Source organism: Catellatospora sp. IY07-71, assembly GCF_018326265.1.
GTDB lineage: Bacteria > Actinomycetota > Actinomycetes > Mycobacteriales > Micromonosporaceae > Catellatospora.
In genome coordinates this window covers 3,540,175-3,561,302 of record NZ_AP023360.1, presented here as the reverse complement: position 1 = coordinate 3,561,302, position 21,128 = coordinate 3,540,175, and the positions used below count along the sequence as shown (strand labels likewise).

General features: G+C 73.8%; 9 protein-coding genes. All 9 read right to left on the bottom strand.

What is annotated here, in order from left to right; all coding sequences use genetic code 11:
• Positions 1-180 precede the first annotated feature (180 nt).
• The 9 genes from CS0771_RS16185 to CS0771_RS16145 all read right to left on the bottom strand — a co-directional run bounded on the left by CS0771_RS16185 (position 181) and on the right by CS0771_RS16145 (position 21,128).
• Complete coding sequence (locus CS0771_RS16185) at positions 181-1,659, bottom strand: nitrilase-related carbon-nitrogen hydrolase (protein ID WP_212841758.1); 1,479 nt, start codon at positions 1,657-1,659, stop codon at positions 181-183.
• Positions 1,643-2,245 (bottom strand): TetR/AcrR family transcriptional regulator, encoded by a 603-nt coding sequence (locus CS0771_RS16180; RefSeq protein WP_212841757.1) that lies wholly within the window; start codon positions 2,243-2,245, stop codon positions 1,643-1,645. Before CS0771_RS16180 ends, CS0771_RS16185 begins: the two co-directional genes overlap by 17 nt.
• A gap of 95 nt (positions 2,246-2,340) precedes the next feature.
• Positions 2,341-2,994: a DUF2306 domain-containing protein gene (locus tag CS0771_RS16175; protein ID WP_244870827.1), complete on the bottom strand. Its 654-nt coding sequence runs from the start codon at positions 2,992-2,994 to the stop codon at positions 2,341-2,343.
• 80 nt (positions 2,995-3,074) lie between these two features.
• Positions 3,075-3,728, bottom strand: a complete 654-nt coding sequence (locus CS0771_RS16170) for a response regulator transcription factor (protein WP_212841756.1) — start codon at positions 3,726-3,728, stop codon at positions 3,075-3,077.
• Entirely contained in the window at positions 3,725-4,840 is a 1,116-nt protein-coding gene (locus CS0771_RS16165; RefSeq protein ID WP_244870826.1) for a sensor histidine kinase, read from the bottom strand. Before CS0771_RS16165 ends, CS0771_RS16170 begins: the two co-directional genes overlap by 4 nt.
• Positions 4,841-4,925: 85 nt before the next feature.
• Positions 4,926-5,726, bottom strand: coding sequence for an ABC transporter permease (locus tag CS0771_RS16160; RefSeq protein ID WP_212841754.1), 801 nt, complete (start codon positions 5,724-5,726; stop codon positions 4,926-4,928).
• Complete coding sequence (locus CS0771_RS16155) at positions 5,723-6,673, bottom strand: ATP-binding cassette domain-containing protein (RefSeq protein WP_212841753.1); 951 nt, start codon at positions 6,671-6,673, stop codon at positions 5,723-5,725. Before CS0771_RS16155 ends, CS0771_RS16160 begins: the two co-directional genes overlap by 4 nt.
• Positions 6,670-15,027, bottom strand: a complete 8,358-nt coding sequence (locus CS0771_RS16150; protein ID WP_212841752.1) for a non-ribosomal peptide synthetase — start codon at positions 15,025-15,027, stop codon at positions 6,670-6,672. The genes CS0771_RS16155 and CS0771_RS16150 overlap by 4 nt, the downstream gene beginning before the upstream one ends.
• Positions 15,024-21,128 (bottom strand): non-ribosomal peptide synthetase, encoded by a 6,105-nt coding sequence (locus CS0771_RS16145; protein ID WP_212841751.1) that lies wholly within the window; start codon positions 21,126-21,128, stop codon positions 15,024-15,026. The genes CS0771_RS16150 and CS0771_RS16145 overlap by 4 nt, the downstream gene beginning before the upstream one ends.

The window sequence follows — 21,128 nt, the reverse complement described above, 5'->3', positions numbered from 1 at the left end:
CGGAGTGGTGCTGTTCGGCTACGGCCGGGGCGTGGACGGGTGCGCCGCGACATCCAGGCCGAGGCGTTGCGCCCACAGCCGTGACCGCGTCGGCATACACCCACGCATGATCGCGTTGCGGCGCCCTGCCCCGGTGGCCGGCCGGATGTGCGGCAGCCCGGGATCTGTGGGCGGACCTCCTCAGACATCGACGTGCGCCAGCAGCTGCGCGGCTGATCGGGCGTGGTCGGCCTGGACGGCGGCCGGGCCGTCTTCCCGAGGCTGTGCGCGCTGGTGCAGCCGGGCCAGGCAGCCGAGCCCGACCAGGATGCAGAGCCAGGCGAACCACGAACCGGCGCCGGTGTAGACGGTGGACCGCGCCGCCACCGGCAGGTCGTAGGTGACCGTCGTGAAGCCCGATTCGCCGGTGCGGGCCTCCGCGAGCACTCGGCCCACCGCGTCGCTGACGGTGAGCGCTCCGGTCCGGCCGCTGCGGACGATCGGCATGCCGTTCTCGACGCCGCGCATCACCGCCATCCTGCTGTGCAGCCACGCGTCCCGGCCGACGTCCCAAGCCGGGACCAGCAGCAGCTGCGCGCCCCCGGCGCGGTAGGCGCGGGCCAGCTCCGGGAAGTCGAGATCCTTGCAGATCGCCACGCCCCACGGCCGGCCGGGCACGAAGGCCGGCCCCGTCCCGGGCCGGTACGGCTCGGTGAAGAGCAGATGCTGCTTGTGGTACGCGTCGACCGAGTCCGGGGTGACGATCTGGGCGGTGTTGTGCCCGTGGCGCACGGCGACACCGAACACGATCGTCGTCCCGCCCGCACGCGCCGCCGCGGCCAGCGCCTCGATCACTCCGTCCAGCTTCCCGGCGTCGGCGACCAGCACAGCCTCGGGCAGCACGACGGTCGTCGCACCGGCGCCGGCCGCGGTGCGGATCTGCGCCAGGTAGCCGTCGAGCAGCGCGGTCCCGGCGGGAGTGGCGACGTCGAGGTGATCGCCGCGGCCGGGCTGGGAGATCACCGCGATGCGCTCGACCGGCCCGTCCACGGGCCGCGCCAGCTGGATCAGCCCGTATCCGGCGACGGCGGCCGAGCCGACCGCGACGGCCACCACGGGCCGCCACCGCGCCGGGCCGCCCCATCCGCGCTGCGCCACCACGACCGCTGCCGGCACGGCCAGCAGCAGGAAGGTGACGCCGAGGTACGACGTCAGGGAGGCGACCTGGATCAGCGGCAGCACATCCGACTGCGTGTACGCCAGGCTCCAGAACGCGCCGTCGGGGGACGCCGCCGCGAAGGCGTGCTCGAGACCGACCCACAGCGCGGGCGGGGCGAGGACCGCGGCGGCGGGCCGCCCGCGCCGGACCAGCGCCCGGAACACGAGAACCGTGGCGGCGAACAGCCCGGCCGCCGCGAGGAGGATCGCCGCGGCCGCCGCCGTCGGCATACCGATGTCGCCGGTGAGGTACGTCCACTGGTTGAGCTCGCCGGCCAGCCACGCCGCGAACGCCACCGCGGCCGCGGCGAGCCACCCCAGCCGGACCGCGACGGCGAGCACCGGGAGGAGTGCGATCCAGGTCAGCCAGGGCAGCGGGTGCAGGCCCGTGCCGAAGTAGAGGGCGGTGCCGGAGGCGGCGGCGGCCAGACCGGCGGCCGCCCGCTCACGCGCTGATGCCATCGAACATCCTCTCCAGGGCGGAATGGCACAGCTGCCGGAACCCGTTCTCGTCCATGCCGATCCGGCCGCCGAGGTAGAGCTGGACGAAGCCGTGCAGGAGCGCGGCCACGGTGATCGCGACCTCCCAGACGTCGTCGCGGCGGAAGACACCGTCGTCCATGCCCGCGGCGAGCTGCTCGGCCATCAGGTTCAGCGTCGGGGACCGCTTGGCCCGGAAGTCCTCGGGGAACATGCGCGCGTCCTCGCGCCGCTCGCCGAACAGGAACACGTACAGCTTCGGCTCACGCAGCGCGAAATCCAGGTAGTCGTCGACTCCGCCGCGCAGCCGCTCGACGGGGGTGCCCCGGTGGACGTTCGCCGACCACCGCTCGGCGATCTCGGCGAAGCAGGTGTCGGCGACGTGGCGCAGCAGGGCTTCGCGGTTGTCGAAGTGGCGGTAGATCGCCATCGGGGTGAGGCCTGCCGCCTGGGCGATGCGGCGCATCGAGACGGCCTCGGCGCCGTCGGCCGTCAGCATCTCGCGCGCGATGGCCACGATTCGGTCCCGGGTCGGCGGCGCGGTCTTGTCTACACCGTAGACATTCATGTCTACACCGTATACGTCGCCTCGGCGGGCGTCAAAGCCGTCCCGCCGAGGCGACCGGGCCAGGTGCCCGGCCGCCGGCCGGCGGCCCTGGACGGTCAGGACGTCAGCCCAGCCGCCACGGCGGGCCGCACCGGGCGCCGGGCTCGCCAGATGAACCACTCGGCCACCGCCAGGTTGATCAGCCAGCCCGCGGCCATGGCGGTGAACCGGCCGAGCTCGTCCGGCGCGTTGCCCGTCACCGCCCACGGCAGGTGGGTGAACGCCTGGGTGCCCGCGGCGATACCGAGCGCGTAGCCGCGCATCATCCACGCCCGGTGGGCGGTGAAGTCGCGCCGCCGTACGGCCGCGAACCCGAGCACGATCGACAGCGCCATCGCGCTGCCCACCACCAGGCGCAGCACCATGACCCCGATGCCGTCCGGGGCCGGCACGTCGTACGCGACGGCCATCCACATCCCGGACAGCGCGGCGGTGAGGCCGCACGGGATCAGCAGCCGCCCGGCGATCCGGTGCCAGGCGGGCCTGCGCCGCCGCAGCCCGGCGTCGAATTGGAACGCGCCGAGCAGGCAGTAGACGGTGGCGCCGACGATGTGCAGCACCACGGGCACGGGCGAGTCGAAGAACCTGGCGTTGCCGTCGTCGATCGGGGCACCGGCGGCGAGCTGGGTCACCCGGAAGGCCCCGGCGATCACCGGGATCAGGCTCAGGGCGACGAGCGAGTACGGAACGAGGCGGGCACGTCTGGTCACGGGATCGATGGTGCGGCCGCGGCGGGCCGCATCCATCGGTCTTGCGGCCCGCGTTCGCGCGGCCCGCTCGGCCTTTAGTACTACGGCTTGCGGCCGGTCTCGTACGCCCAGATCGCCATCTCGACGCGGTTGCGCACGCCGAGCTTGGCCATGACGCTGGCCACGTGGGTCTTGACCGTGCTGAGGCTGATGAACAGCCCGGCGGCGATCTCGGTGTTGGTGTGCCCGGCCGCCACTGCCCGCAGCACCTGCTCCTCGCGGTCGGTCAGCGGCTCGAACGGCTGCCGGGGCACGGTGCCCGGCTCGCCCGCCGCGAACACGCTCAACAGCCGGGTGGTCACGCTGGGCGCGATCAGCGCGTCGCCCTGCGCGGCCGCGCGGACGGCCTGCCCGAGCAGCGCGGGCCCGGCGTCCTTGAGCAGGAACCCGCGCGCTCCGGCGCGCAGCGCCCCGTACACGTACTCGTCCAGGTCGAAGGTCGTGATGACGACGACCGCGAGCGGGTGGGCGGCCTCGGGTCCGGCCAGGCGGCGGGTGGCCGCGATCCCGTCGAGCACCGGCATCCGCACGTCGAGCAGGCAGACGTCGGGGCGCAGCCGCTCGGCGAGCCGGACCGCCTCCAGGCCGTCGGCGGCGGTGGCCACGACGTCGATGTCGGGCTGCGCGTCGAGGATCATCGCCAGCCCCGTGCGGATGAGTTCCTGGTCGTCGGCGACCAGCACGCGGATGCTCATCGGGCCGGTCCGGCCAGCGGCAGTTCCACGGCCACGCTCCAGCCGCCGGCGGGATCCGGCCCGGCCCGGAACGCCCCGCCCAGCAGCTGCGCCCGCTCGCTCATCCCGGCCAGGCCGTAGCCCGCGCCGGTGTCCCGGGCGGGTGAGCCGTCGTCGCCGACGCGCAGCCGTACCGTCCGGTCGTCGACGCTGACCCGCACCTCGACGCGGGTCGCCTGCCGGGCGTGGCGCAGCGCGTTGGTCACCGACTCCTGTGCCATGCGGTAGACCGCGCCGCCCAGCGGCGCCCGCACCGCGTCGAGGTCCCCGTCGACGTGCACGTCGACGGGCAGGCCGGTCCCGGCGGGACGGGCCAGCCGGTGCACGTCGGCGGCGACGGGCCCGGGGTCGTAGGCGGCCGGTCCGTCGCGCAGCACGCGGACCATGGCGCGCATCTCGGCCAGCGCGCGCGAGGCCTCGGCCTCGATCAGCCGCAGCGCGTCGGTGGCGGCCTCGGGCCGGGCCGGTGCGGCGGCCAGGCCCGCCTGGGCGCGGATGGCGATCGCGGACACGTGGTGGGCGACGGTGTCGTGCAGGTCCCGGGCGAGCTGTGCCCGTTCGACCAGGCGCACCTGGTCGAGTTCGCGGGTGCGGGCGCGGATCCGGTAGCGGCGGGCCAGCCCGGCGGCGGCCAGTGCCGACACGACCGCCAGGCCGCCGATCGTGTCGGGGGTGGGGGCGTCGCCGGTGAGGGCGGTCAGGGCGAGGCCGGTGAGCATGGCGGCGGCGCCGAGCAGGATGTCCCGGCCGGCACCCCACCGGAACAGCGAGTACGGCAGCAGGAGCAGGTAGGCCAGGGTGTACGTCTCGGGCACGGTGTCCCGGGTGAGCAGCGGGAGCAGCGCGCCGGTGCCGAAGGAGACGAGCACCATGGGCAGCGGGTGCTCGCGCCGCCACCACAGGGTCGCGGTCAGTGCCGCGGTGACCAGCAGCGACGCGGCGGGCAGCTGCGGGCGCAGCAGGCCCTCGGCGGCGGTGAGCGCGAGCAGGGCGCCGATGAGCAGCAGGTCCCGGCGGCCGGGGCGTGGGACCGGCGCCGGGCGCGGCTCGCGCCAGAAGGACAGTCCGGACACGACCCGATGGTACGAGCGGGCGGGGCGCGGCAGAACGGCCGAAGGTACGACCGTATTGTCCAATGCCATCGCCCGCACGCGGCGGTCAGCGGCCGACGGCCTTGCGGTAGCGCCAGCGGGCCAGCGGCACGCAGACCGCGAGGATCACCGCGACCCAGGCCAGGGTGGCCGCCACCGGATGGCGCAGCGGCCACGCCTCCGGCGGGGGCATGGCCGCGCTGACGTTGCCGAAGTGGACACGGCAGGCCTGCACCACCGCCGACACCGGGTTCCATTCGGCGGCGACCCGCAGGACCTCGGGCAGGTTGCCCGGGGCGACGAACGTGTTGGCCACGAACGTCAGCGGGAACACCGCCACGAAGCTGGCGTTGCTGAACACCTCCGGGTCGCGCACCGACAGGCCGATGACCGCCATCAGCCACGACAGCGCGTAGGCGAACAGCAGCAGCAGCGCGTACCCGGCCAGCGCGTCCAGCGGCGAGGAGCGGATGCGCCAGCCTGCCAGCAGGCCGGTGACCGTCATGACGACGACGACGATCACGCTGGTGACCAGGTCGCTGGCGGTGCGGCCGAGCAGCACCGCGGACGGGGACATCGGCAGGGAACGGAACCGGTCCACGATGCCGCGCTGCAGGTCCTGGGCCAGGCCGGTGCCGGTGATCGCCGAGCCGAACACCATGGTCTGGGTGAAGATGCCCGCCATCAGGTACTCGCGGTAGTCGACGCCGGGCACCTCGACGCCGCTGCCGAGCACGTACCCGAACAGCAGCACGAACATCACCGGCGCCACCGTGGCGGACACCAGCAGGTCCGGCACACGCCGGATCTTGATCAGGTTGCGTCTGGCGATGACCAGGCCGTCGCTCAGCGGCTGGGGCAGGCTCACTTGTCCTCCCGCGCGGTGTGCCCGGTGAGGGCGAGGAACACGTCGTCGAGGGTCGGGCGGCGCAGCCCGATGTCGGTCACCGTCAGCGGCCCGCCCTGCAGGCGGCGCAGGGCGTCGCGCAGCGAGTCGGTGCCGTGGGCGACCGGGACGGTGACCGTGCGCGCCCGCGCGTCGACGACCAGCTCCCCCGTGGCCATCCCGCCGAGCAGGCCGGACACGACGCCGATCTCCTCGGGCCGGGCGACGGTCAGCTCGACGCGCTCGCCGCCGACCTGGCGTTTGAGGTCGTCGGCCGTGCCGCGGGCGATGACCGTGCCGTGGTCGATGACGACGATGGTGTCGGCGAGCCGGTCGGCCTCCGCCAGGTACTGCGTGGTCAGCAGCAGCGTGCCGCCGCCCGCGACCAGCTCCTCCAGGACCTCCCACATGCCGAGGCGGCTGCGCGGGTCCAGCCCGGTGGTGGGCTCGTCGAGGAACAGCACCTTCGGGTCGGCGACCAGCGCACCGGCGAGGTCGAGCCGGCGGCGCATACCGCCGGACCAGCCTTTCACCACCCGGTCGGCGGCGTGCTCCAGGGCGAAGCGGGCGAGCAGCTCGCGGGCGCGCTCGCGGCCGGCGCGGCGGCCGAGGCCGTACAGGCGGGCGATCATGTCGAGGTTCTCGAACCCGGTGAGGTCCTCGTCGACCGCCGCGTACTGCCCGGACAGCCCGATGACGCGGCGCACCGCCGTGGCCTGGGTGACGACGTCCAGGCCGGCGACGCGGGCCCGGCCGCCGTCCGGCGGCAGCAGGGTGCTGAGGATCCGGACGGCGGTGGTCTTGCCCGCGCCGTTCGGCCCCAGCAGGCCCAGCACGGTCCCCTCGGGGACCTGCAGGTCGAGGCCGTCGAGCGCGGGCACGCCCCGGTAGCGTTTGGTCAGCCCGGTGCAGTCGATCGCGAGGCTCACCGCGGCTCCTCGCCGCGCTGCAGGCGGGCGGCGAGCACCTCGCCCACCACCCGCAGCGGCTCGGGCTGGGTCATGTCCAGATGCCGGCAGGCGACCGGGTAGTCGGTGACGGCCCCGTCGACGTGCGGCCGCCACGCCTGGACGATCGGGCCGTCGGCCGGCTGGTCGTGCGCGGCGGTGAAGAACACCACGTCGCCGCGGAACCTGCCGGGCCGGTGCCGGCGGATGATCCGGCTGTTGTTCATCGCCGCCTCCAGCACCGCCTCCAGGGTCCGCCGGTCCTGGTAGGGGCGGCTCTCTACGTCCCGGGCGAGGTAGTCGAGCACCTCGGCGCGGCCGAAGGCACCCGACGGCGACGCCTCGGCGGGCTCGTACCCCAGGCCTTCGACCAGGGCTTGCAGGGTGTCGCGCTCGATCTCCTCGTCGTCGGTGTCGGGCAGCCGGTCGCCCGGGTAGGCGTCCATCATGGCCAGCAGCGCCACGTCCTCGCCGCGCCGCTGCAGCTCGATGGCGATGGCGTGGGCGGCGACGCCGCCGAAGGACCAGCCCATGAGGTGGTACGGCCCGGACGGCTGCACCCGGGTGATGGTCTCGACGTAGTCGGCGACCATCGCGCTCATGCTCTGCGGCGTCGCGGCCGGTTCGGTGATCCCGCGCGCCTGCAGGCCGTAGACCGGCTGGCCGGGGGCCAGGTGGCGGGTCAGGCCCTGGTAGACCCAGCTGATCCCGACGGCCGGGTGCACGCAGAACAGCGGCGGGCGGGTGCCCTCGGCGCGCAGGGACAGCAGCACGTCGAACGCGGACCCGGCGAGGTCCTGGCTCATCCGGCTGAGGAACCCGGCGACGGTCGGCGCCTCGAACACCACCCTGATGTCGACCTTGTTGCCGAACGTCGACCGCACCCGCCGGATCAGCCGCGTGGCCAGCAGCGAGTGGCCGCCGAGCGCGAAGAAGTCGTCGTCGACGCCCACCTTGTCGACGCCGAGGACCTCGGCGAACAGCGTGCAGAGCAGCTCCTCCTGCGGGGTGCGCGGCGCGCGGCCGGTGCTCGCGGCGGCCTCGGGCGCGGGCAGCGCCTTGCGGTTGACCTTGCCGGTCGGCCCGAGCGGCAGCGCGTCGAGCACGACGACGGCGGAGGGGACCATGTACTCGGGCAGCACCGCGGCGACCGCCTGCCGCACGGCGGCGGGGTCGGCGTCGCCGGCCACGTACCCGACCAGGCGCCGGTCGCCGGGCCGGTCCTCGCGGACCACGGCCGTGGCGTGCGGGACGCCGGCGGCCGCGGCCAGCGCCGCCTCGACCTCGCCCAGCTCGATCCGGAAGCCGCGCAGCTTGACCTGCTGGTCGGCGCGGCCGACGAACTGCAGCTCGCCGTCTGGGCGCCAGTGCACGAGGTCGCCGGTGCGGTAGAGCCGCCCGCCGGGCTCGGCGGAGAACGGGTCGGCGACGAACCGCTCGGCGGTCAGCGTGGGACGGCGGTGGTAGCCGCGGGCCAGCTGCGCACCGGCCACGTACAGCTCCCCCGGCACGCCCACGGGGACTGGGCGCAGCCAGCGGTCCAGGACGTACATGCGGGTGTTGCGGACGGGTGCGCCGATCGGCGGGCTGGTCTCCTCGCCCGGTTCGAGGGCGTCGCTGAAGGTGATGACCACGGTGGTCTCGGTGGGCCCGTACAGCTGGATCAGCCGCCGGCCGCCGCCCCACCGGGCGACCAGCTCGCCGGTGACCGACTCGCCGCCGGACAGCAGGACGCGCAGCTGCGGCAGCGGGGTGTCCGGCATGCTGGCGATCGCGGCCGGGGAGATGAACGCGTGGGTGATGCGCTGCTCGGCGAGGAACTCCGCCAGCGGGGCGTCGGCCAGCGGGCCGGGCGGTGCGACGACCAGGGTCGCGCCGACGGGCAGCGCCATCACCATCTCCAGCAGCGAGGCGTCGAAGCTGACCGAGGCGAGCTGGGCGATCCGGTCGCCCGGGTGGGCGTCGCAGCGCTCGGCCTCGACGGCGGCGTAGTTGACGATGCCCCGGTGGGTGATCACGCTGCCCTTCGGCCGCCCGGTCGACCCGGAGGTGTAGATCATGTACGCGGCGTGGGCGGGTGACACGTCGGCGGTCGGCGGGTGCGCCGGGTACGCCGCGGCCGGGTCGCCGTCGAGCAGCAGCCAGCCGTCGCCGTCCAGGCGGGCGGCGATGTCGGCGGTGCTGACGGTGAGCACGGGCGCGGCGTCGCCGAGCATGTAGGCGAACCGGTCGGGCGGATAGGACGGGTCGAGGGGGACGTACGCGCCGCCGGTCTTGAGCACCGCGAGCAGCGCCACGATCATGTCGGCGGAGCGGGGCAGCACCAGCGCGACGAACCTCTCCGGCCCGGCGCCGCGCTCGGCGAGCAGGTGGGCCAGCCGGTTGGCGCGGGTGTCGAGCTCGGCGTAGGTCAGGCTGACGTCGCCCGCGGCGATCGCGATCGCGTCGGGGGTGCGGGCGGCCTGCCGCGCGATGGTCTCGTGCAGGGTCAGGCCGGTCTCGGGCTGCGCGGTGTCGTTGAAGCAGTGCAGCACCCGCTCGCGTTCGCCGTCGCCGAGCACGTCGATGCCCGCCACGCGCACCGACGGGTCGGCGACGAGCGCGGTGAGCACGCGCAGCAGCCGGCGGACGAGCTCGCGTACGGCGTCGGCGTCGAAGATGTCGGGCCGGTAGTCGACCCGCAGGTCGAGGTCCTCGCCGGGCGTGACCAGCAGCGACAGCGGGAAGTGCGCGCCGTCGGCGACGTGGATGTCGACGAGCCGCAGGCCCTCGGGCAGGTTGGCCATCTCCTTGTCGAGCGGGTAGCTCTCGAACGCCATGATCGTGTCGAACAGGTCGGGCACGTCGACGAGGCGGTGGATGTCGGTCAGCCCGAGGTGGTGGTGCTCGGTGAGCGACGACTGCTCGTCCTGCACCCGCTGCAGGGTCTCCAGCAGGGGCCGGTCCGGGTCGAACACGACCCGCACCGGCACCGTGTTGATCAGCAGGCCGACCATCGACTCGACGCCGGGCAGCTCCGGCGGGCGGCCGGACACCGCGGCGCCGAAGATGACGTCGTCGCGGCCGGTGAGGGTGGACAGCAGCGCCGCCCAGGCGCCCTGCACGACGGTGTTGACGGTCAGCCCGTGGGCACGCGCCACCGTGGCGAGCTCGTCGCCGATGCCGTCGGGCAGGTTGACGTCGAGGCGCTGCACCGGCACGGGTTCCGTGCCGGCGCCGGGCCCGACGACGTGCGTCGGCTCGTCGACGCCGGCCAGCGCGGCCTGCCACGCCGACCGGGCCGCCGCCCGGTCGCGCCCGGCCAGCCAGGCCAGGTAGTCGGAGTAGGGCGGGGCGGGCGGCAGCACCGACTCGTCCCCGCCGGAGCGGTAGAGCACGAACAGCTCGCGCATCAGCAGCGGCATCGACCAGCCGTCGAGCAGCAGGTGGTGGTTGGACACGACCAGCCGCCAGCTGCGGGGGGCCAGGCGCACCACCAGGAAGCGCACCAGCGGCGGCCGGGCGACGTCGAACCGGACCGCCCGGTCGCCGGTGACGACCCTGACCAGCTCGGCGTCGCGGTCGTCGACGGGCAGGCCGGACAGGTCGACCTCGCGCCACGGCAGGGCCACCTCGCGCTGGACCACCTGCACGGGCTCGCCGTCGGGCCGCTGCCGGAAGGCGGCGCGCAGGTTCGGGTGGCGGCGCAGCAGCGCGACGGCGGCCGCGCGCAGCCGGGCCGGGTCGAGGTCGCCGTCGAGGTCGATGGAGATCTGCACGGTGTAGACGTCGGGCCCGCTGTCGTCGAACAGCGCGTGGAAGAGCAGCCCTTCCTGCATCGGGGACAGCGGCCAGACCGCGGCGAGGCCGGTGAAGTCCCGTTCGAGCTGCTCGATCTCGGCCTGGCCGACGCGGACCAGCGGCAGGTCGGACGGGGTGAGGCCGCCCGCGTCGGGGCGTCCGGCGTGCGCGATGAGGCCCTGCAGCGCCTGCAGCCACAGCGCGGCCAGCTCCTGCGCCTCGTCCTCGCCGAGCAGGCGCGACGCCCAGGTCCACTCGGCGACCAGGACCGGGGTGTCGCCGCTGGTGCGGGCGTACACGTCGACGTTGACCAGGTGGCTCAGCGGCCGCGCCGGGTCGTCGGCGGCGCCGCCGAGGGCGTCCTGATCGGCCTCCAGCCGCCAGCCTCCGGCGGCGGTGCCGGTGTCCAGCCGGCCGAGGTAGTTGAACGCCAGGGACGGGCGCGGCGCCGCGGCCAGCTCCGCCTCGGCCGCCGGGTTCAGGTGGCGCAGCATGCCGTAGCCGATGCCGTTGTCGGGGACCTGCCGCAGCTGCTCCTTGACCGCCTTGACCGCCCGGCCGACCGATGCGCCACCGGCGCAGACGTCGTCCCAGTCGACCGGCCCGGGGTCGAGCCGCACCGGGAACTGGCTGGTGAACCAGCCGACCGTGCGGGACACGTCGACCCCGGCCAGGACGTCCTCGCGGCCGTGCCCCTCCAGTTCGAGGAACACCGACGTGCTCGGCGGCGCCCAGGGCCGCTGCGACAGCCACTGCGAGACGGCCAGGGCGAGCCCGGTGAGCAGGATGTCGTTGACGCCGCCGTGGAACAGCGTGGGCAGCCGGGTGAGCAGGGTCTCCACCCCGTCGCCGGCCAGCCGGACGGTGACGTCCCCGGCGGTGCCGCCCACGTCCCGTCCCGGGTCGAGCTCGCCCCAGGCCGGTGGCGCGTCGGTGACGACCTCGCGCCAGTACGCGAGTTCGGCGGTGCGCTCGGCGGCCGCCTCGGCCAGCTTGGCGGCCCAGGTGCGCAGCGAGGTCGGCACGGGGGTGAGCAGCACCGGCTCGTCGGTGGCGAGGGCGCGCCAGGCGGCGGCCAGGTCCGGGATGAGGATGCGCCAGGACACGCCGTCGACGGCGACGTGATGGGCGACGATGACCAGCAGGCCGGAGTCGGACTGCCCGGCGTCCAGCCATACCGCCTGGAACACCTGGCCGGTGGCGACCGACAGGCGCTGCCGGGCGGCGAGGGTGGCCTCGGCGACGGTCGTCGTGTTCGCGTCGGCCCGCTGCAGGCAGGACGCGGCGGCGACCGAGCCCGGCTCGGTGATCTCCCACCGGCCGGTGCCGGGGTCCACCCGGGACCGCAGCGCGTGGTGGGTGTCCAGCACCACCTGGACCGCTCCGGTCAGGTCGTCCAGGCGCATGCCCGCGGGCACCCGCACGACCACGGACTGGTAGACGGCGTCCGGCGGGCCGCCGGCCGCGAGCCACCCGGCGACGATCGGGGTGGGCGTGACCTCGCCGACGCCCGCGCCGGGCGGCTCGCTCAGCGGCCGCTCGATCTCGGCGGTGACCGCGGCGAGCCCGGCGACGGTGCGGTGGCGGAAGACGTCGCGGGCGGTGAACACCAGGCCCGCCGCGCGGGCCCGGCTGACCAGCTGGATGGAGACGATGCTGTCGCCGCCGAGGTCGAAGAAGCTGTCGTCCACGCCGACCTCGCTCAGCCCGAGGACCTCGGCGAACAGCGCGCTGAGCAGGTGCTCCTTCTCGTCGCGCGGGCCGCGGCCGGCGGCGGCCGGGGCGGCGGACGGCGCGGGCAGCGCGGCCCGGTCGACCTTGCCGCTGGAGTTGAGCGGCAGCTCGGCCAGCGCCACGACCACCGCCGGGATCATGTAGTCGGGCAGCAGATCGCCGAGCGCGGCGCGCACGTCGGCCGGGTCGGCATCGCCGACGACGTAGCCGACCAGCCGGTTGTCGCGGGCGACGACCACGGCGCGGGAGACGCCGGGCACCGACTCCAGCGTGGTTTCGACCTCGCCCAGCTCGATCCGGAAGCCGCGGATCTTCACCTGGTCGTCGACCCGGCCGAGGTACTCCAGCTCGCCGTCGGCGCGCCAGCGGACGACGTCGCCGGTGCGGTACATGCGCGCGCCCGGCTCGGGGGCGTACGGGTCGGCGACGAAGCGGGCGGCGGTCAGGCCCGGCCGGGCGTGGTAGCCGCGCGCCAGCTGCACCCCGCCGAGGTACAGCTCGCCGGGCACGCCGGGTGGCACCGGCCGCAGCATGGCGTCGAGCGCGTACACGCGGGTGTTCCAGATGGGACGGCCGATCGGCACCGCGCCCGGCCCGATCTCCTCCCCCGGCGCGACGCGGTAGACCACGGACCCGACGGTGACCTCGGTCGGGCCGTACTCGTTGACCACCGCCGCCCCCGGATGGCGCCGCCGCCAGGTGCTCAGCATGGTGCCGGTCAGCTGCTCGCCGCCGACGACGAGGTCGGCCGACGGGGAGAACGCCAGCGGCAGCGCGTCCAGCAGCGCGAGGTGGCTCGGCGTGGCCTTGAGGAACGTGCACGGGGTGCGGTCCAGCAGTTCCTCGACGGCCGGGTCCTCCTCCAGCGGCGCCAGCAGCACCGTGCCGCCGACGGTGAGCGGGGCGAACAGGCCGGTGACGGTGAGGTCGAAGGAGATCGGCGAGTGCAGCACGGCGACGCCGTGCGTGCCGGGGTAGGTGTCGGTGGAGTAGGCCAGGTAGTGGCGGGCCGAGCCGTGGCTGATGATCACGCCCTTGGGGCGGCCGGTGGAGCCGGAGGTGTAGATCATGTAGGCCGGGTGGTCGGGCAGCAGCGCCACGTCGAGGTCGGTGTCGTCGGCGTCGTCGACGCCGGGCAGGTCAGCGCTCTCCAGCACCAGCACGGGTGCGGCGTCGGTGAGCATGAAGTCGATGCGGTCCTTGGGGTAGGACGGGTCGACGGGCACGTAGGCGCCGCCGGCCTTGAGCACGGCCAGCAGGGCGACCATCAGGTCGACGTTGCGGGGCATCATCACCGCGACGAAGGACTCCGGTCCCACGCCCCGGTCGGCCAGGACCCGGGCGAGCCGGTTGGCGCGGGCGTTGAGCTCGGCGTAGGAGAGGAACTCCGCGCCGCAGACGGCCGCGACGGCGTGCGGGGTGCGGGCGGCCTGCTCCTGCACGGCCGCGACGATCGTGCCCGGCTCGTAGGGCTGGGCGGTGTCGTTGACGTGGTGCAGGAGCCGGTCGCGCTCGGCCTGCGACAGGATCTCGACCTGCGACACCCGCACCCGTGGGTCGGCGACGACAGCGGCCAGCACGCGCTGGAACCTTTCGACCAGTGCGAGCACGGACGACTCGTCGAATAGGTCGGTGGCGTACTCCAGCACCCCGGCCATACCCTCGGCCGTCTCGGTCAGGTCGAACGACAGGTCGAACTTCGCCGCAGGCACCCCGACCTGCTCCACCACACAGTCCAGGCCCGGCAGCTCCACCCGCGCATCCGCGTTGTTCTGCAACGTCAACATCACCTGGAACAGCGGATGCCACGACAACGACCGCGCCGGATTCAACACCTCCACCAGCCGCTCGAACGGCACATCCTGATGCGCGAACGCCGCCAGATCCGTCTCCCGCACCCGCTCCAGCAACACCTGAAACGACGGATCCCCCGACACATCCGTGCGCAACACCAGCGTGTTCACGAAGAACCCCACCAGATCATCCAGCGCGTCATCAGTCCGGCCCGCCACCGCCGTCCCGATCGGGACATCCGTCCCAGCACCGAGCCGGTGCAGCAACACCGCCAGCGCCGCCTGCACCACCATGAACAGACTCACCCGCGACTGACGCGCCAGCCCCTTGAGCCCGTCGACCGTCGCCGTGTCGATCGTGAAGTCGACCGAAGCGCCCGCGAACGACGCCACCACCGGACGCTCCCGATCGACCGGCAACTCCAGCCGCTGCGGCACCCCCTCCAACGCCCGCCGCCAGAACGCCAGCTGCCGAGACACCACCGACCCCGGATCAGCCTCGTCACCCAGCAACTCCAACTGCCACAACGTGTAATCGGCGTACTGCACCGGCAACGGATCCCAACCCGGCGCCCCACCAGCACACCGGGCCGCATACGCCACACTCAGATCCCGCGCCAACGGCACCGTCGACCAGCCGTCACCAGCAATGTGATGCACCACCACCAGCAGCACATGCTCGGCCGGGCCCACCTCGAACAACCACGCCCGCACCGGCAACTGCGACGTCACATCGAAAACATGACCCGCAAGCTGGCCCACCTCCACCGGCGACCAGCCCAGCACCGGCAACTCCACCACCGCATCCGCAGCCGGAAGAATCCGCTGAAACGGCACCCCGTCCACATCCGGAAACACCGTCCGCAGACTCTCATGACGCGCGACCACATCACCCAGAGCCGCAGCCAGCGCACCCCGATCCAGAACACCGGTCAACCGCAACGCGAACGGAATGTTGTACGCCGCCGACTGCCCGTCCAACTGACCCAGAAACCACAACCGCCGCTGGGCGAACGACAACGGAATCACGGGTTGTCCCTCCGGTTTCGCATGGGCCGCAGCGCGGGGCGCGGCCGTTCGTTGTTGGTCAGCTTCGCGGCGATACCGGCCACGGTCGGTGTCTCGAACAGGGCCCGCACGGACAGCTCCGCGCCGAGCGTGCTGCGGACCCGGTTGGTGAAGCGGGTGGCCAGCAGCGAGTGGCCGCCCAGGTCGAAGAAGTTGTCGTCGATGCTGACCTGGTCGACGCCGAGCACCTCGGCGGCGAGGTCGCACAGCGTCTGCTCGGTGGGGTTGCGGGCGGCCCGCCCGGCCCCGGCGTTGGCGGTGTCCGGGGCGGGCAGCGCGGCGCGGTCGAGCTTGCCGTTGGGCAGCAGGGGCAGCCGCGGCAGCGGCACGACGACGGAGGGAACCATGTACTCGGGCAGCGTGGTGCCCAGGGCGGCCCGCACCGCGGCCGGCTCGACGTCGCCGACGATGTAACCGACCAGGCGCCGGTCGCCGGGACGGTCCTCGCGGACGATCACGGCGGCGTGGGTGACCGCGGGCAGGGCGGTGAGCGCGGCTTCGACCTCGCCCAGCTCGATCCGGAACCCGCGCACCTTCACCTGGTGGTCGACGCGGCCGACGAAGTCGAGCTCGCCGTCGGGCCGCCAGCGGACGACGTCGCCGGTGCGGTACATGCGCGCGCCCGGCTCGGGGGCGTACGGGTCGGCGACGAAGCGGGCGGCGGTCAGGCCCGGCCGGGCGTGGTAGCCGCGGGCCAGGCCGGTGCCGCCGAGGTAGAGCTCGCCGGGCACGCCGGGCGGCACCGGGCGCAGGTGCTGGTCGAGCACGTAGGCGCGGCGGTTGCGGATCGGACGGCCCATCGGCGCCTCGTCGGCCGGGCCGCCGGCGTACCAGGCGGTGGCGTAGACCGTCGCCTCGGTGGGCCCGTAGATGTTGGCCAGCCGCGCGCCGGGCAGCATGGTGGCGATGCGGTGCAGCAGCGAGGACGGGACCGCCTCCCCCGCCAGCACGACGGTGCCCGCGTGCGCCTTGACGCCGCTGTCGCCGAGCACCTGGTCCAGAGCGGAGGGCACGGCGCTGATGAGGCTGCCGGTCCACGGCTCGTCGGGGTTGTCGGCCAGTGCGAGCAGGTCGCGGACCACGTCGATGCTGCCGCCCGCGGCGAGTGTGCCGAAGATCTCGAACACCGACACGTCGAAGTTGAGCGAGGTGGCCAGCAGCACGCGCGACAGCTGGTCGGCGTCGAACGTCTCGGCGGCCCACACGGTCAGGTCGGCCGCTGTAGCGTGGCTGACGATCACACCCTTGGGGCGGCCGGTGGAGCCGGAGGTGTAGATCATGTACGCGGGGTGCTCGGGCTGCAGCGGCACCCGCGGGTTGGTGTCCGGGTAGCCGTCGGCGCTGTCGACCGTGTCCAGCACGAGCACCGGCTCCGCGTCGGCGAGCATGAAGCCGATGCGGTCCTCGGGGTAGGACGGGTCGACGGGTACGTAAGCGCCGCCAGCTTTGAGGACCGCTAGCAGCGCGACGATCGCGTCGGCATCGCGGGTCAGCCGCAGCGCGACGAACGACTCAGGTGCCACGCCCTGCTCGATCAGCAGGTGGGCCAGGCGGTTGGCCCGGGTGTTCAGCTCGGCGTAGGACAGCTGCCGGTCGCCGCTGGTGACGGCGACGGCGTCGGGGGTGCGTGCGGCCTGCGCCTCGACGACGTCGACCAGGGTCTGCCGGTCCATCGGTTGTGCGGTGTCGTTGACGTCATGTAGGAACGTGCGGCGTTCGTCCGCCGACAGGATCTCGACCTGCGACACCCGCACCCGTGGGTCAGCGACGACAGCGGCCAGCACGCGCTGGAACCTTTCGACCAGTGCGAGCACGGACGACTCGTCGAACAGGTCGGTGGCGTACTCCAGCACCCCGGCCATACCCTCGGCCGTCTCGGTCAGGTCGAACGACAGGTCGAACTTCGCCGCAGGCACCCCCACCTGCTCCACCACACAGTCCAGACCCGGCAGCTCCACCCGCGCATCCGCGTTGTTCTGCAACGTCAACATCACCTGGAACAGCGGATGCCACGACAACGACCGCGCCGGATTCAACACCTCCACCAGCCGCTCGAACGGCACATCCTGATGCGCGAACGCCGCCAGATCCGTCTCCCGCACCCGCTCCAGCAACACCTGAAACGACGGATCCCCCGACACATCCGTGCGCAACACCAGCGTGTTCACGAAGAACCCCACCAGATCATCCAGCGCGTCATCAGTCCGGCCCGCCACCGCCGTCCCGATCGGGACATCCGTCCCAGCACCGAGCCGGTGCAGCAACACCGCCAGCGCCGCCTGCACCACCATGAACAGACTCACCCGCGACTGACGCGCCAGCCCCTTGAGCCCGTCGACCGTCGCCGTGTCGATCGTGAAGTCGACCGAAGCGCCCGCGAACGACGCCACCACCGGACGCTCCCGATCGACCGGCAACTCCAGCCGCTGCGGCACCCCCTCCAACGCCCGCCGCCAGAACGCCAGCTGCCGAGACACCACCGACCCCGGATCAGCCTCGTCACCCAGCAACTCCAACTGCCACAACGTGTAATCGGCGTACTGCACCGGCAACGGATCCCAACCCGGCGCCCCACCAGCACACCGGGCCGCATACGCCACACTCAGATCCCGCGCCAACGGCACCGTCGACCAGCCGTCACCAGCAATGTGATGCACCACCACCAGCAGCACATGCTCGGCCGGGCCCACCTCGAACAACCACGCCCGCACCGGCAACTGCGACGTCACATCGAAAACATGACCCGCAAGCTGGCCCACCTCCACCGGCGACCAGCCCAGCACCGGCAACTCCACCACCGCATCCGCAGCCGGAAGAATCCGCTGAAACGGCACCCCGTCCACATCCGGAAACACCGTCCGCAGACTCTCATGACGCGCGACCACATCACCCAGAGCCGCAGCCAGCGCACCCCGATCCAGAACACCGGTCAACCGCAACGCGAACGGAATGTTGTACGCCGCCGACTGCCCGTCCAACTGACCCAGAAACCACAACCGCCGCTGGGCGAACGACAACGGCATGTGCGCCTGGCGGGGGAAGGGCCGTACGGGCGGCCGGGCCTGCCCCGAGCCCGCCAGCGTCGCGGCGAACCTGGCGACGGTGCGGGCGTCGAACAGCGCGCGCAGCGACGCGTCGACCTTCAGCTCGGTGCGGATCCGGCTGACCAGCCTGGTGGCCAGCAGGGAGTGGCCGCCCAGGTCGAAGAAGTCGTCGTCGACGCCGAGCTGCGGCACGCCGAGCACCTCGGCGAACAGCCGACAGAGCGTCTCCTCCTGCGGGGTGCGGGGTGCCCGGCCGGGCTCGGCCTGCACCTCGGGTGCGGGCAGCGCCCGGCGGTCCACCTTGCCGCTGGCGTTGAGCGGCAGCTCGGGCAGCACCATGATCACCGACGGGACCATGTGCTCGGGCAGGGTGGCGCCCAGCGCGGCCCGCACGGCGGCCGGCTCGGCGTCGCCGGTGACGTAGCCGACCAGGCGGTTGTCGCGGGCCACGGCGACCGCGCGGGTCACGCCCGCGACGGCGGTGAGCGCGGCCTCGACCTCGCCCAGCTCGATCCGGAACCCGCGCACCTTCACCTGGTCGTCGACCCGGCCGACGAAGACCAGGGCGCCGTCGGGGCGGCGGCGCACGAGGTCGCCGGTACGGTACATGCGCCCGCCCGGCTCCGGGGCGTACGGGTCGGCGACGAACCGCTGCGCCGTGAGGGCGCTGCGGCCGTGGTAGCCGCGGGCCAGCTGTACGCCGGCCAGGTACAGCTCGCCGGTCGCGCCGACGGCGGCCGGGCGCAGGTGCCGGTCGAGCACGTGCAGCCGGGTGTTCCAGACGGGGTGGCCGATCGGCACCGAGTCGCCCGCATCGGCGGGGTCGCACGGCCAGTAGGTGACGTCGACGGCCGCCTCGGTCGGGCCGTACAGGTTGTGCAGCGGCACGTCGAGCAGCGCCGCGAACCGGTGCTGCAGGTCGGTGTCGAGGGCTTCGCCGCTGCAGATGACGCGGCGCAGGCCGGTGCAGGCCGCCGCGGCGGGCTCGGTGAGGAAGGCGTGCAGCATCGACGGCACGAAGTGGACGGTGGTGATCTGCTGGGCCTGGATCGTTTCGGCCAGGTGGGCGGGGTCCAGGTGGCCGCCGGGGCGCAGCACCACGAGCCGGGCGCCGGTGATCAGCGGCCAGAAGAACTCCCACACCGACACGTCGAAGGTGGCAGGCGTCTTCTGCAGGACCCGGTCGTCGCCGGTCAGCGCATACTCGTCCTGCATCCAGAGCAGGCGGTTGACGATCGAGCGATGGCTGACGACGGTGCCCTTGGGGCGGCCGGTCGAGCCCGACGTGAAGATCATGTAGGCGGGGTGGTCCGGCAGCACCTCGACGGCGGGCGGGTCGGCCGGGAAGTCCGCCGCGAGCTCCCGCCGGTCGAGGACCAGCACCGGCGCCACGTCGGCGAGGATCAGGTCGATGCGCTCGCGCGGGTAGTCCGGGTCGATCGGCACGTACGCCCCACCGGCGGTGACCACGGCCAGCAGCGAGACGACCTGGTCGACCGAGCGGGGCAGGACGACCGCGACGAAGGTCTCCGGGCCGACGCCCCGCTCGATCAGCAGCCGGGCCAGCCGGTTGACCCGTGCGGCCAGCTCGGCGTAGGTCAGGGTCTCGTCCTCGCCGGACACGGCGATCGCGTCCGGGGTGCGTGCCGCCTGGGCGGCCAGCAGCGCGGGCAGCGTGGTGTCCGGCACGGGCCGGCCGGTGGCGTTCCAGGCGTCCAGCCGCTGCCGCTCGGCGTCGGGCACCGGGTCGATCGCGGCGGGCCGGACCGCCGGGTCGGCCGCGATCGCGGCGAGGGTGCGGGCGAGCCGGTCGGCCAGCGACTGTGCCGTGCTGGCGTCGAACAGGTCGGGCCGGTAGTCCAGGTGCAGCACCGGGGCCGGTTGCGGGATCAGCACCAGCCGCAGCGGGTAGTGCGCCCCGTCGCGCTGGGACACCCCGCTGATCCGCAGCCCGGTGCCGGGGATCTCGGCTCCGGTGAGGTCGAACGGGTGGTTGTCGAGCAGCACGATGGTGTCGAACAGCTCCGGCATGCCCACCGCCCGGTGCACGTCGGTGAGCCCGAGGTACTGGTGCTCGGCGAGCGCGGCCTGCTCGTCCTGGACCTCGCGCATGGTGTCGAGCAGGGGGCGGGCCGGGTCCAGCCGTACCCGCACCGGCACGGTGTTGATGAACAGGCCGACCATCGCCTCGACGCCGGGCAGGTCGGCGGGGCGGCCCGACACGGTCGCGCCGAAAACGACGTCGTCACGGCCGGTGAGCGAGGCCAGCAGCGCCGCCCAGGCACCCTGCACGACGCTGTTGACGGTCAGCCCGTGGACGCGGGCGACCGCCGCCAGCCCGGGGTCGACGGGCACGGTGACCCGCTCGGCCCGCACCACGCCGCGGCCCGGCCCGGCGACGCGGGTCGGCTCGGTGACACCGTCCAGCACCCGCCGCCACTGCTCGCGCGCCTGGTCCCGGTCGCGGCGGCCGAGCCAGCCCAGGAAGTCGCGGTACGGCGGCGCGGGCGGCGGGACGGTCCCCTGGTACAGCGCGAACAGCTCCTGCATGAGCAGCGGCATGGACCAGCCGTCGAGCAGCAGGTGGTGGTTGGCGGCGACCAGCCGCCAGCGGCGCGGGCCGAGGCGGGCGACCAGGAACCGGACCAGCGGCGGGCGGGTGACGTCGAACCGCTGCGCCCAGTCCTGCTCGACGGCCCGGCGCAGCTCCTCCTCGCGGTCGGCGTCGGGCAGGCCGCTCAGGTCGAGCTCGCGCCACGGCAGCGTCACGTCGCGTTCGACGACCTGCACCGGGTCGCCGTTGGCGCGCTGGCGGAACCCGGCGCGCAGGTGGGGATGGCGGCGCAGCAGCGCCTCGGCAGCGGCGCGCAGCCGGGCCGGGTCCAGCTCGCCGTCCAGGTCCAGGCTGGTCTGGACGGTGTACACGTCCTGGCCGTCGGCGTCGAGCAGCGCGTGGAACAGCAGTCCCTCCGCGAACGGCGACAGCGGCAGGATGTCCTCGATGCGGGAGCCGGGCAT